Origin of the sequence: Flavobacterium ustbae, assembly GCF_003946915.1 — a bacterium.
GTDB lineage: Bacteria > Bacteroidota > Bacteroidia > Flavobacteriales > Flavobacteriaceae > Flavobacterium > Flavobacterium ustbae.
Genome location: NZ_RPOC01000007.1, coordinates 136,600 through 150,746, shown reverse-complemented (window position 1 = coordinate 150,746; position 14,147 = coordinate 136,600). Strand labels below are relative to the sequence as shown.

Below are 14,147 nucleotides of genomic sequence, written 5' to 3'. Positions count from 1 at the left end.
TTTAATCTGTGGCAAAAAAAACAAATAAAAAATGAAAAAATCAATCATTGCAATTTTAACGGTTTTTCTAAGCCTTCAAATCAATGCGAAAATCAAATTGCCAGCATTGTTTTCTGATAATATGATGTTGCAGCAAAAATCAAATGCGCCAATTTGGGGCTGGGCAGAAAAGAATGCCAATGTTACAATCAAAACATCATGGGATTCTAAAATTTACAAAACAAAAACCGATGCTTCGGGGAAATGGAAAATCGAGTTACAAACACCAACCGCAGGTGGACCTTTTATAATTGAAGTTTTAGAAGGAACAGAAAAAGTAACGATCAAAAATATTTTAATTGGTGAAGTTTGGTTGTGTTCTGGACAATCCAATATGGAAATGCCTTTAAAAGGATTTCAGGGACAACCTGTTAAAAATGGAAACGAAATCATCGTAAGATCAACCAATAAAAACATTCGTTTAATTACGATTCCGCGTGCGACCGTTTTAGAACCAAAAGACGATTTTGAAGGAAAATGGGAAGAAGCTTCTCCAAAATCGACTTCAAATTTTAGTGCTACGGCTTGGTATTTTGGGTCGCTTTTGCAGGAAGTTTTAAATGTTCCAGTGGGATTGATTCATGTTTCGTACGGAGGGTCGAGCATGGAAGCGTGGATGAATCAGGAAATGCTGAAAGATTTTACGAGCGCTAAAATTCCGACCACAAAAGAAGAATTGGCAAAAGATCCAAATCGTGTTCCGACGACTTTATTTAACGGAATGCTTTCGCCTGTAATTGGTTACGGTATCAAAGGTTGTATTTGGTATCAGGGAGAATCAAATTACGAAAGAGCATCGGAGTATACTGCTTTAATGAAGAAAATGGTTTCAAGCTGGAGAACTTTATGGAAACAAGGAGATTTTCCGTTTTACTTTGCGCAGATTGCACCATTTAATTATGCTTCGTTTCATCCGAAAGATTATTTAGAGAAATACAATTCGGCTTATTTGAGAGAAGCACAGTTTAAGGCTTCGAGGGAAATTCCGAATTCGGCAATGGCGGTTTTAATGGACGTTGGAGAAGAAAACAACATTCATCCAATGGACAAGGAAAAAGGAGGAAATCGTTTAGCTTTTCAGGCTTTGGCCAGAACATACGGAATGGAAGGTTTTGAATTTGAGAGTCCGAAATACAAATCAATGGAGATAAAAGATGGTGCTGTAACAGTTTCTTTTGATGATGTTGCGAACGGAATTACGTCTTATGATAAGGAAGTTTTAGGTTTTGAAATCGCAGGTGAAGACAAAGTTTTTTATCCGGCTAAAACGGTCGTGAGAAGAAAATCTGTGGTTTTGACTTCGGATAAAGTTTCTAAACCAGTTGCAGTAAGATATTTATGGAAGGATTTCGCGAAAGCGGAATTATTCAGTGCAGGCGGCCTGCCAGTTTCTTCGTTTAGAACGGATGAATGGTAGGTCTTTTTTAAACCATATAAGTTATATAAGATAATTTAAGCTTTGTGTTTGGATTGTGTTTTAAGGAAATATAAGTCAAAATTTAAAGCTTCGCTTAATTTAAGCTTTTATGTTCTTTTTTTAACTTTATAAGTTTCAATTTTAGGTAACAGCTTAAATTATCTTATATAACTTATATGGTTCAAAAACAGTATTCTATATAAAAATTAAAATGTTGAAAAATTTAATACTTCTATTTTCTCTTTTCACTACGCTTTGCCTTAAAGCGCAAATCCCTGTGCTTGATACTTACAATCAAGTTTGGACAACGCAAAGCCACAATTCATCAGAATCTATGCCTTTGGGAGGCGGTGATATTGGTATGAATGTCTGGGTAGAGAAAGGTGATTTGTATTTCTATTTTTCTCGAAGCGGGACTTTTGATGAACATAATACGTTGTTGAAATTAGGACGTGTAAAAATTACTTTAACACCAAATCCGTTTGAGGGTAAAGAAGGTTTTCGTCAGGAATTAAAATTAAAAGACGGTTATGTTTTGGTTGGACAAAATGATGCTAAAATTAAACTTTGGGTTGATGTTTTTAAACCGATTATTCATGTTGATTTAGAAAGCAAAAATCCGTTGAAAATGACGGCTTCTTATGAAAGCTGGCGTTATAAGAATCATCATTCAAAAGGAAAAGAAAACAATGCAAATTCCTATAAATGGGCGCCTCAGGGTGATTTGATTATTTTTAAAGATTCGATTGCTTTTGAAAATAACGGACTTAAATTCTATCACAGAAACCGCGAACAAACCGTTTTTGATGTTGCTGTAAAACAACAGAAAATGGAATCAGTTAAAGAGGAAATGTTGAACCCGATTGCGAATCTAACTTTCGGCGGATTCATGAAAGGTGATAACTTAAAACCAGATGGAACGTATCTTGGAAAATATCAGGATACCGATTTCAAAGGTTTTAATTTAACGAGTGTAAAACCTTCGAAAAAACATTCATTAGAAATTTATTTAAATACAGGTCAATCTGATTTTTCAACGTGGGATAATGGATTGAAAAGTTTGATTTCATCAACTAAAAGCACAGCCAAACAAGCTGAGAAAAACACGATAAAATGGTGGAATAATTTCTGGAATCGCAGTTTTATTTTTACACAGAAAAATCAATCGATTGAGAAGGATTCTGTTTATCAAATCGGTCAGAATTATCAGTTGTTTCGCTACATGCTCGGATGCAATGCGTACGGGAAATACCCAACAAAATTCAACGGCGGACTTTTTACGGTTGATCCTGTTTACACGAATAAGGATCTGAATTTCACACCCGATTTCAGAAATTGGGGAGGAGGAACGATGACGGCACAAAACCAGCGATTGGTTTATTTTCCGATGGTAAAAAGCGGCGATTTTGATATGATGAAATCACAATTGGATTATTACTTAACGATTCAAAAAAATGCCGAATTACGCAGTAAAGTCTACTGGAAACATAACGGCGCATCTTTCACAGAACAGTTAGAAAACTTCGGACTTCCGAATCCTGCCGAATACGAATGGAAACGTCCCGCAGATTACGATCCGGGAATGGAATACAATGTGTGGCTGGAATATGAGTGGGACACGGTTTTGGAGTTTTGCCAAATGATGTTACAGCAGAAAGAATATGCCAAAGAAGACATTCAGAAATACAATCAATTTATAATTAGCTGTCTGCGTTTTTTTGATGAACATTATCAATATTTAGCCAAACAAAGAGGCAGAAAAGCATTGGATGGAAACGGAAAATTAGTTCTTTATCCAGGTTCGGGCGCTGAAACTTACAAAATGACGAATAACTCAAATAGTACGATTTCGGCTTTACAAGTAATTACAGAAAAGCTTTTAAACCTTTCGCAAAAAGAATTGTCAAAAGAAGATATCGATTATTTAAAAGCCTTTCAAAATAGAATTCCGCCTTTAAATTTTGGGCAAATTGACAATCATAAAGTTTTAGTTCCTGCAAAATCATGGGAAAGGGTTAATAATTCGGAAGTTCCCCAATTGTATCCTGTTTATCCCTGGGGAATTTATGGCGTTGGAAAACCTGATTTAGAAACGGCTTTAAATACATGGAAATATGATTCGGATGCGATAAAATTCAGAAGTCATGTAGGATGGAAGCAGGATAATATATTTTCTGCAAGATTAGGTTTGACCGAAGGGGCTACGAAGTATAACACTTTAAAAATGGCGAATTCAGAAAGACGTTTTCCAGCATTTTGGGGACCAGGATTTGACTGGGTTCCAGATCATAATTGGGGCGGTTCTGGAATGATTGGCATGCAGGAAATGTTGTTGCAGGAAGCAGATGGAAAAATTTATCTTTTTCCGGCGTGGCCAAAAGAGTGGAACGTTCATTTTAAATTGCATGCCACACAAAACACCACTATTGAAGCTGAACTCGTTAACGGTGAATTAAAAGCTCTAAAAGTAATTCCAGAAGAAAGAAAAAAAGATATTATAAATCTGTTGGGTTTTTCGACAGAAGAAAAAACGAAACTAACTATTACCACCAAAAATGATTAAAAAAATTGTAACCACAGCAGTTGTGTCTATGCTTTTGATAACAAACATGCTAGCGCAAAGGGCGGATAAACAAATCGTAAAAGTCGATTTTGACTTTTTCCAGAGAAGATTAGAAGAAGTTCATGATCCAGGTTATGAAGCTTGGGTGATTAATGAAGGTAAAGAAGATCAAAAGTCTTTTAATGGCTTGACATTTCAATTAAAAGGAAACTTCACTTCAAAGTGGTACAAGGTTGGAATGAGCGCACCGCATTACAATAAATTAGGAAGCGACGGATTGATTACAGCTGAAAATTTAGAATTAAAAATAAGTGGTTTAACGGCAGGAAAACATACACTTTTGACATTTCATAATGCGTTTGATGTGATTACGGGAAAGACTTTTTCTCCGATAAAAATCTTTGTAAATGGGAAACTTCAGGAAACTGTAAATGCAAGTCAGAGAGCGAATGCAAAAGTAGATGCTTCGATGGCTTATATTACATTTAATGCCGAAAAAGGGAAAGACGTAATTGTTCGTTTTGAAATTGATGCTACAAATAATCCAAATATTGTAAAACAAATCGTGATTAATGGTTTTGAACTGGATACGCCAAATTTGATGAATCAGGCGCGAACTCCGCAACCTGCAAACAGAGACGAACATGTTGAAGTGACTAAAAATGTGATTTTGAAATGGGATGCTTCTAAAAACGGGACAGCTCATAAATTGTACTTTGGTTTGGATAAAAATGCTGTAGCCAATGCAACCGAATCTTCCAAAGAATTTAAAGGAAAATTAGTAGATAAAAATTATACTGTTTCAGATTTATACAGCGGTTCAACGTATTACTGGAGAGTCGACGAAGTAGATCAAAACGGTCAGGAAACTTTAGGAAATGTCTGGTCGTTTAAGCCAGCGCAATTGGCTTTTCCGGGAGCTGAAGGGTATGGGCGTTATGCCGTTGGCGGACGTGGCGGAAAAGTAGTTGAAGTTACTAATTTAAACGATGACGGTCCAGGTAGTTTGCGAGACGCCATAAATCAGGAAATTGGACCAAGAACGATTGTTTTTACTGTTTCGGGAAATATTAAACTTGAATCTCGCTTAGTGGCTAATCAGCCTTATATTACTATTGCTGGACAAACTGCTCCGGGAGAAGGAATTACGATCAGTCGTGCGCCATTGGGACTTACGGGCGATGATGGTATAGTTCGATTCTTGAAAGTGCGTATCGGTGGTGGAAGAACTTACGACGGAATGGGGTTAACCGGCGCTGATCACAGTATTATTGATCACTGTTCGATAAGCTGGACAATCGATGAGTCTTTCAGTTCAAGAGGTGCGCATCATATTACTTTACAGCGAACTTTAATCTCTGAGGCCTTAAATGTAGCAGGACACGGAAAATATAAAGAGGGAAAAATGCATGGATATGCCGCTACAATTGGTGGTGATATCGGCAGTTTTCACCATAATTTATTGGCGCACAATCAAGGCCGTAACTGGAGCATTGGCGGCGGTTTAAGCGGTGACGGATTTTATACAGGAAGATTGGATATTCGCAACAACGTAGTATACAACTGGGGTTCAAGAGCAACTGATGGGGGTGCCAACGAAGTAAATTTTGTCAATAATTATTACAAACCAGGTGCTTCTACGAAAATTTTTGTGGCTCTAAATGCGCAGCACGAAGGGGTTGGTAAAGGAATGCAGCGTTATTTCTTTGATGGAAATGTAATGCCGGGTTATTTTGATGAAAAATCTCAGGAGAAAGGTAGAAAAATGACGATTACTAACAAAGAGATGGTTGAGTACGAAACCTTCGTCAATAAGCCATTTTTTGATTCTTTTGTCGAAACACAATCAGCGAAAGCGGCTTATAAAAATGTCCTTTCGGATGTCGGAGCCAATCAGCCGTTTTTTGATAAACATGATAATCGAATCATCGAGGAAACTAAAAAAGGCACATTTACTTATAAAGGAAGTAAAAGTGGTTTGAGCGGTATGATTGATAACGAAGAAGATGCCGGAGGATGGCCGAACTTCCCGTCAGAAAAACGACCGGCAGATTTTGACACGGATCACGATGGACTACCAAATTGGTGGGAGAAAGCTTTTGGTTTAAATGAAAATTCACCAGCAGGAGATTTCTCAGATGCTAATTCAGATGTGGATAAAGACGGGTTTACACAATTGGATAATTATTTAGACTGGCTCGCTCAGCCTCATTATTTTATTAGTTTAAAAGATAAAAAGGTTTTAGCTGCAGCTGATTATTTCAAAGGTTACGACAATAAACCAGTTTATACTTTCTCTGAGGTTAAAAACGGAAATGTGAGTTTAAAAGGAAAAGAAATTCAGTTCACTGCTTCAGATAAAGGCTTTGCATCGTTTGTGATTACAGTAAAAGATGCAGATGGAGATTCTATGAGCAGAACGATCAATTTCTTTGTAAAATAGATAATAAGGTTTCACGCAGATTCTGCTGATTTCGGCAGATTATGCAGATTTTTATTTTAGAAGAAAAAAAAATAGACTCTCGCAGATTTAGCAGATTAAACAGATTTCCTTTGCTATCTTATTTTATTTTCACGCAGATTTTAAAAGATTGAACCGATTTGCGTTGATTTTTTATAATTAAAATTTAATCAGCTCAATCTGCAAATCTGCGAGAAAAATTAAAAAAATCTGTTTTAATCAGCTTAAATCCTTTTAAATCTGCGTGAAACAAAATCTTTAAATAAATCCGAATATCAAAAATATATTCAAAATGAAAAATAACATCATCATATCCTCTTTATTTCTTTCAACTATAATATTTGCACAGAACAAAGGTTTAGTGGCGAATTCACAAAGTCCATATTCAAAACTACAGAGCGTTGGACTACAAGACGTAAAATGGACCAACGGATTTTGGAAAGAACAATTTGATGTAGAGACCAAAAATACGCTTCCTTATATGTGGGATTTGTATCATAGTGAAAAGTCGCATGCGTATAAAAATTTCGAAATTGCAGCCGGATTAAGCAAAGGAACTTTCAAAGGACCTTCTTTTCATGATGGAGATTTCTACAAGATTTTTGAAGGAATGGCAGCGACTTATGCTATTACAAAAGATAAAAAACTCGATGCCGAAATGGATAAAGCTATTGCGCTTTTCGCGAAAGTGCAGCGTAAAGATGGTTATATTCATACGCCAGTTTTGATTGATGAACGCTGGGGAACTTTAGGCCCGGAAGAAGTGAAAAAACAATTGGGTTTCGAGAAATACAATATGGGACATTTAATGACTGCAGCCTGTATTCATTATCGTGCGACAGGGAAAGATAATTTCCTAATTATTGCCAAAGGTGTTGCCGACTTCTTGTATGATTTTTACAAAAAAGCCTCGCCTGAATTGGCGCGAAATGCTATTTGTCCGTCGCATTATATGGGAATTGTCGAAATGTATCGTACAACCAAGAATCCGAAATATTTGGAATTAGCCAATAATCTAATCGACATTAAAGGAACGACGAGCGACGGAACCGATGACAATCAGGATAGAGTTCCGTTTAGACAGCAGACTACGGCAATGGGACATGCGGTAAGGGCAAATTATTTATATGCGGGAGTTGCCGACTTATATGCCGAAACGGGAGAAAAGAAATTGTTAGACAATCTTGAATCTATTTGGGATGATGTAACATATCGCAAAATGTACATTACCGGAGGTTGTGGATCTTTGTATGATGGAGTTTCGCCAGATGGAACTTCTTATGATCCGACTGTAGTTCAGAAAATTCATCAGGCTTACGGGAGACCTTTTCAATTGCCAAATGCAACGGCTCATACTGAAACCTGCGCTAATATTGGAAATGTATTGTGGAACTGGAGAATGCTTCAGATTACGGGAGATGCCAAATATGCTGATATTGTAGAATTGGCTTTATATAATAGTGTACTTTCTGGAATGGATTTGGAAGGGGAAAAATTCTTGTATAATAATCCGCTGAATGTTTCTTTAGATCTTCCGTTTCACCAAAGATGGGGAAATGTGCGCGAGGGATATATTGCGTTATCAAATTGTTGTGCGCCAAACGTAACAAGAACAATTGCCGAAGTTGGAAATTACGCTTACAATCTTTCTAAAGATGGCTTGTATGTGAATTTATACGGAAGCAATACTTTGAATACGAAATCGTTAAACGGAGATGCTTTAGAAATTGAACAAGTGACCAATTATCCGTGGGATGGGAAAATTACTTTGAAAATCGTAAAAGCACCAAAAGACCTACAAGCTTTCTTTTTAAGAATTCCGGGATGGAGTCAGAATGCTGAAGTTTCGGTTAACAATTCGAAAATTACAGATCAGATTGTTTCAGGAACTTATTTGAAATTAAATCAAAAATGGAAAAAAGGTGATGTTATTGAATTGAATCTTCCAATGCCGGTTGAGTTGATGGAAGCCAATCCATTAGTAGAAGAAGTTAAAAATCAGGTGGCTGTAAAAAGAGGACCGTTGGTTTATTGTTTAGAATCAGATCAGCTTCCTGCGAAAATTAGTGTGAATGATGTGGCTTTAAAACTGAATTCGAAATTTGCAACGAACAATTTTACATTGAATAATAGAAATTTAGTGAGCATTGAGGCGGAAGCGGTCATTAATCCTAATAATTCCTGGAATAAGTCTTTATACAAACCACTTTCTTCTAAGGATGCAATTTCAGTACCTGTAAAATTGGTTCCGTATTTTGCATGGGGAAATAAAGGGCAGGGAGAAATGACGGTTTGGATGTCGCGTTAATGGAACGCGGATTAAACGGATTCGCTATCGCGCTCCCGATAGCTATCGGGAGCGGATTAAAGCGGATTTTTTTATTTTGTAAAAATGCTTTTTGACCGTATAGTTTGTCATTCTGAGGAACGAAGAATCACCCTCGGGAATCGACAAAGATTGACGACAAAATCATATAGCCATTGAATTTTTGTAGAGACGCACCGCAGTGCGTCTAACACAACGTAACCACAATGTTTGATACATATGGCGTAGACGCACTGCGGTGCGTCTCTACAGATAAACTTTGTCTGAAAATTTAAAACTATGAAATATATTCTAACCTTATTTTTAATTACACTTTCTCTATCAGCTCAAACGCTTGATAACAAATTAGCTTTAACCGTTGCGCAAGACGGTTCTGGAGATTTTAAAACCATTCAGGAAGCGGTGAATAATGTAAAAGACAATTCAGAGAAACGTGTTGTTATTACGATAAAACCTGGAGTTTATAAAGAGAAGTTAGAAATTCCAGTTTCTAAAACCTTCATTACTTTAAAAGGAACAGACAGAAATAAAACGATTATTTCCTTTGATGATTATTCGGGGAAACCGCTTCGTGAAAAAGATCCTTCAGGAAAAACAGCTTTTGGAACTGGAACTTCGTATTCGTTTCAAATTAAAGGAAATGACTGTACGCTTGAAAATCTAACGGTCGAAAATACAGCAGGAAGAGTCGGGCAGGCGGTTGCGCTTCATATTAAAGGCGATAGAGTTATCGTGAAAAACTGCAATCTTCTGGGGAATCAGGATACACTTTATTTATCTGAAGAAAAAACGCGTATTTATTTTGAAAACTGCTTTATAAACGGAACAACCGATTTTATTTTCGGGGCAGCAACGGCTTATTTTTACAAATGTACAGTTGAAAGTTTAACAAATTCATATATCACGGCAGCTTCTACTCCGCAAGGGCAGGCGTATGGCTATGTTTTTGTGGATTGTAAACTAACTGCCAAAGACAAATCGGTTGATAAAGTATTTTTAGGAAGACCTTGGAGGCCTTATGCTCAGACGGTTTTTATTAATACCGATTTGGGTTCGCATATTATTCCTGAAGGCTGGAATGCTTGGCCTGATACACGTTTTCCTGATAAAGATAAAACGGCTTATTATGCAGAATTTGGAAGTAAAGGTTTGAGTGCAAAATATATTTCACAAAGAGTTTCATGGTCACATCAATTAAAAAAAGAAGAGATTAAGAAGTACAAGAGAGATTTAGTTTTAAACGGATGGAATCCAGAAAAATAACAGTACTACAACTTATTAGTTGAAGATTTGTTAGAATAAAATATTGCAATCCAGAGAAACTAGATTTTAAACAAATAGATGAGTCCGCTAATCATAAGATTTAGCGGGCTTTTTTATTATAATTTCTAAAAAACAATTCTAAAAAGTATTATTTACAATTTGTTGGTCAGAATTTACTTTTAAAAATAAAATCTTTTATTAAAAAAATAATAAGCTTTTTTTAAAGTGTCCTGTATAGGTCTTCTAAACTTTTTTGTAAGTTTTTTAACGTAAAATAAATATACTAATAGTATTTATCTCTATCGTTTTCGTAAAAAAGAGTATTTTATAAGCTCTTATTTATCAGTAGCCATAGTATTAAGTTTTGCAGAATATATACTATATGTTTATTTTTGATATAAATCTTATTGTTTTTTAGTCAAAATAAGTTTCTAAATTTTGTTTTAAGCAAACATTCGTCTTAAATATTTGAGTTCGTATATTTTTTCCATTTGTTTTTTATTAATATTGTTTTTTTTGAGCGTTTTTTTTTGAAATAACATGATTAAAACAGGATAGAGCAGGACGGTTCTAATGTGTCATCGTCATATTTTTGGAATATTAAAATAAATGTGTTTTAAACATTTAATAAAATTAAATTAAGATTCCATTAAGAAAAATTTTGTTAATAGAAAAAACACATTAAACATGACTAACTAACAATTAATAACCTAACCAAAAAAAACATTTATGAAACAAGCACTTATAAAAAGATGTAGCTTTCTTTTGTTTGCACTGATGAGTGTATTGAGTTATGCTCAAAACTCAGGTAATCAAGTTACGGTAACAGGAGCTGTTACTGATAATGTATCAGGTCTTCTTCCTGGTGTGAATGTAACTGAGAAATCAACAAAGAATACAGTTACAACAGATTTTAATGGTAAGTATCAAATTAAAGTAAAACCGGGAGCTACTTTAGTGTTTTCATTTATCGGAATGAAAAAATTAGAGATTCCTGTTAATGGACGCGCAATTGTAGATGCTAAATTATCTGAAGATTCTAATGTATTAGATGATATTGTAGTTGTTGCATACGGTACTCAGAAAAAGAATAATGTTACAGGAGCAATTGTTACCTTAAAACCAGATGATATTCAGGATTTGCCTGTGTCAAATTTAGCTGAATCTTTAAGAGGTTTAACTCCAGGTTTAAATGTAGAAGGTGGTGCGAGCCGTCCAGGAGACGCTGCAACGCTTCAAATTCGTCAAACTTTTGGATTTTCAAAAGATGGTAACTCATCTGTTCCATTAGTAGTTATTGATGACATGGTACAAATCGATCCTCAAAACGGTAAACCGACTTTGGATACTTTTAACCAATTAGATCCATCAGAAATCGAAAGTATGACAGTTTTAAAAGACGGTTCTGCAGCGATTTACGGATCTAGAGCTTCACAAGGAGCTATTATAGTAAAAACTAAAAGAGGAAAATCTGGAAAACCAAAGTTTACTTATTATAGCCAATACTCTTTTAATGATGCTGTAAGTCATGGTAAAACAATGAGTGCTTATGAACATGGAATTTGGAAAAACAGATTTTTAAATTCAAACTTAGATCCTGTTACTTCTAAATATTTTTCTCCAGCAGAGCTTGAGCAAATGAAAAGTTTGGATTATGACTGGCTTAAAAAAGCTTGGAAACCAGCTACACAGCAAAGACAATCTCTTTCTGCAAGTGGAGGAACTGAGAAAGCAACTTATTTTGCAGGTATTACTTACTTTGATCAAGGTCCTAACTTAGGAGAGCAAGATTATAAAAAATGGAATTTCAGAACAGGAACTAACATCAAAATCTCTAAAGATTTAGAATTTTCTGCTTCCGTTTCTGCAATTACAACAGATGTTGTTAAATCGTATACTAAATCTTCAGCTAACATAAATGATAGTAGTTTTGGTTCTGCAGCTGGTGGAGAACAAGCAGATTATGCTTATTTATTACACATGCCAAAGTATGTTCCTTGGGATACTACTATAGATGGTCAAACATACTGGATGTCTCCTTTCCCTCGTTCAGATCGTAACTTAGGAAGTGCGAATGCTAATACTACAATCGCAGGATGGAACTATTTTGCAGCTTTAGATGCTGGAAAACAAACAGAAGAGCAGTTTTCTTATAATGTGAATTTGTCTTTAGAGTACAAAATTCCATTCGTAAAAGGCTTAAGTGTAAAAGGAAGTTTTGCAAGAAGTCAGTCAAGCAGTTATACAGAACAGTATCAATTGCCTTATGATTTACTTAGAATTGCTAATCATCATACACAAGATAATCACCTTTTGAATCCAAATTCAGAGTTTGCTAATGGTGGTAAACCAGAAACTAATATTCGTGGTTCAAGAGCTTATTATACTACAGATTTAGACAAATTGATGCAGGCTAACTTTTTTGCAACATATGCAAGAACGTTTGGAAATCATAATGTTTCAGCGATGTTCGGTTACGAGCAATCTGAAGCTTGGAATAAAAATGTTCGCCTAGCTTATGAAGGAACTTCTAAAGACTTTTTAGGAAATAGTACTACTGCTGGACCAATAAGCACCAACTCACAAGCTATAAAAGTAGAGTCAGGAACACAATCTTATTTAGGACGTGTAAACTATAATTTTAAAGACAAATATCTTGTTGAGTTTATCTTTAGAAGTGATGCTTCTACTAAGTTTGCGCCACAAAATTACTGGGGCTTCTTCCCAGGTGCTCAATTAGGATGGGTAGTATCTAGAGAAGATTGGTTTACAGATAATGTTTCTTGGATTAATAATTTGAAATTACGTTACTCAATTGGTAAAACTGGTAAGGATAATATTGATTACTGGAGATGGTTACAGTTTTATGAGCCATTGCCAGATAAAGGAGCTCAGTTTGGTGGAAACGGAGGTCTTTTAGGAGGTGGAATTACACCACGTCCAAATCCAAATGAAGATGTACATTGGGATACTACAATCAAAAACAATATTGGTATTGATTTAGCTTTCCTTAAAAATAGATTATCAGTTTCTGCAGATTACTACTATGATAGAACTACAGATGCTTTGATTGGATTAGCTGGTGAAGCTGGTACTCCAATTACAGTAGGAGGTGGATTTGCAGAGGTGAATTATGCTGCGATAGATAGCTGGGGAAGTGAATTTGCTTTAAACTGGAATGATAAAATTAAAGAAAACTTTAGTTATAATGTTGGAATAAACTTTGCGTTTAATAATAATGAAGTGAAACAATATCCTACACTTGCAAGACCAAATGCAAATATGAATGTAACAGAGGTTGGTTCTTCTACGTTTTTCCCACAATGGGGATTCAAAACTTGGAAAGGAACTTCTACAGGTGATGGTATCTTAAGAACAGACGAGGATATTGCTAATTACTGGAACTATTTAACAGAAAGAGCTACAGCAGTAGGAGGAGTTCCAAATTATTTGAGTATTAATAATGTAACTCAAATGAGAAAAGGTATGTTAGCTTACGAAGATACAGCAGGTGTTTATGATGCAACATCAAAAACTCAGGCTGGTGCAGATGGTAGAATTATGGCAAATGAAGATTATGTTAAACTGGCAAAAAACAACAGAACGTACGGTTTTACAAGTAATCTAGGATTTAAATACAAATCTGTTTATTTTAGAACACAGATTCAAACTTCTTGGGGAGGTTACAGATCTATCGACTTAGTAAAACAAGGTATAGGATCTGCTCACAACGACTGGGCTCACGAATCTTTCTGGACAGATATGTATGATGCTACTGATAATCCTAATGGTAAATATCCAAATATGGCACAAGAGACAGCTCTAGTTCCTTCAGATTTCTGGCAATTGGATACTTTTAGATGTGTAATTAGAAATATGACTTTCGGATTTGAACTTCCAAAAGAAGCAATGAAACAATTAAATATCCAAAAAGCTACTTTAGGTATTACAGGTAATAACCTTTGGGACTTATATAATCCTTATCCAAATCATTATAGAAATATGTATGATGATTCAGTTTCAAGATATCCAACTCTTAGAACTTGGTCACTTAATTTGAATGTCTCATTCTAATTTT

6 protein-coding genes are annotated in these 14,147 nt (G+C 35.4%); all 6 read left to right on the top strand.

Annotated features, from left to right (window positions below; genetic code table 11):
* Window positions 1-31 precede the first annotated feature (31 nt).
* On the top strand, window positions 32-1,456 hold the full coding sequence (locus tag EG814_RS11310) for a sialate O-acetylesterase (protein ID WP_125721944.1): 1,425 nt from the start codon (window positions 32-34) through the stop codon (window positions 1,454-1,456).
* 277 nt (window positions 1,457-1,733) lie between these two features.
* Window positions 1,734-4,019 (top strand): DUF5703 domain-containing protein, encoded by a 2,286-nt coding sequence (locus tag EG814_RS11305; protein WP_235830962.1) that lies wholly within the window; start codon window positions 1,734-1,736, stop codon window positions 4,017-4,019.
* Entirely contained in the window at window positions 4,012-6,462 is a 2,451-nt protein-coding gene (locus tag EG814_RS11300) for a pectate lyase family protein (protein WP_125721940.1), read from the top strand. Before EG814_RS11305 ends, EG814_RS11300 begins: the two co-directional genes overlap by 8 nt.
* A gap of 310 nt (window positions 6,463-6,772) precedes the next feature.
* Window positions 6,773-8,788 (top strand): aceric acid hydrolase, encoded by a 2,016-nt coding sequence (locus EG814_RS11295; protein WP_125721938.1) that lies wholly within the window; start codon window positions 6,773-6,775, stop codon window positions 8,786-8,788.
* Between the two features lie 297 nt (window positions 8,789-9,085).
* Entirely contained in the window at window positions 9,086-10,069 is a 984-nt protein-coding gene (locus tag EG814_RS11290) for a pectinesterase family protein (RefSeq protein ID WP_125721936.1), read from the top strand.
* A gap of 729 nt (window positions 10,070-10,798) precedes the next feature.
* Window positions 10,799-14,143 carry a SusC/RagA family TonB-linked outer membrane protein gene (locus tag EG814_RS11285; protein ID WP_125721934.1) on the top strand — a complete coding sequence of 1,115 codons (3,345 nt, stop codon included), beginning with the start codon at window positions 10,799-10,801 and terminating at the stop codon, window positions 14,141-14,143.
* The last annotated feature ends 4 nt before the right edge of the window (window positions 14,144-14,147 follow it).

Bases quoted from the DNA above. Each gene is read 5' to 3' on its own strand.
- EG814_RS11310 (WP_125721944.1), top strand. From the start codon at position 32: ATGAAAAAATCAATCATTGCAATTTTAACGGTTTTTCTAAGCCTTCAA.
- EG814_RS11300 (WP_125721940.1), top strand. From the start codon at position 4,012: ATGATTAAAAAAATTGTAACCACAGCAGTTGTGTCTATGCTTTTGATA.
- EG814_RS11295 (WP_125721938.1), top strand. From the start codon at position 6,773: ATGAAAAATAACATCATCATATCCTCTTTATTTCTTTCAACTATAATA.
- EG814_RS11290 (WP_125721936.1), top strand. From the start codon at position 9,086: ATGAAATATATTCTAACCTTATTTTTAATTACACTTTCTCTATCAGCT.
- EG814_RS11285 (WP_125721934.1), top strand. From the start codon at position 10,799: ATGAAACAAGCACTTATAAAAAGATGTAGCTTTCTTTTGTTTGCACTG.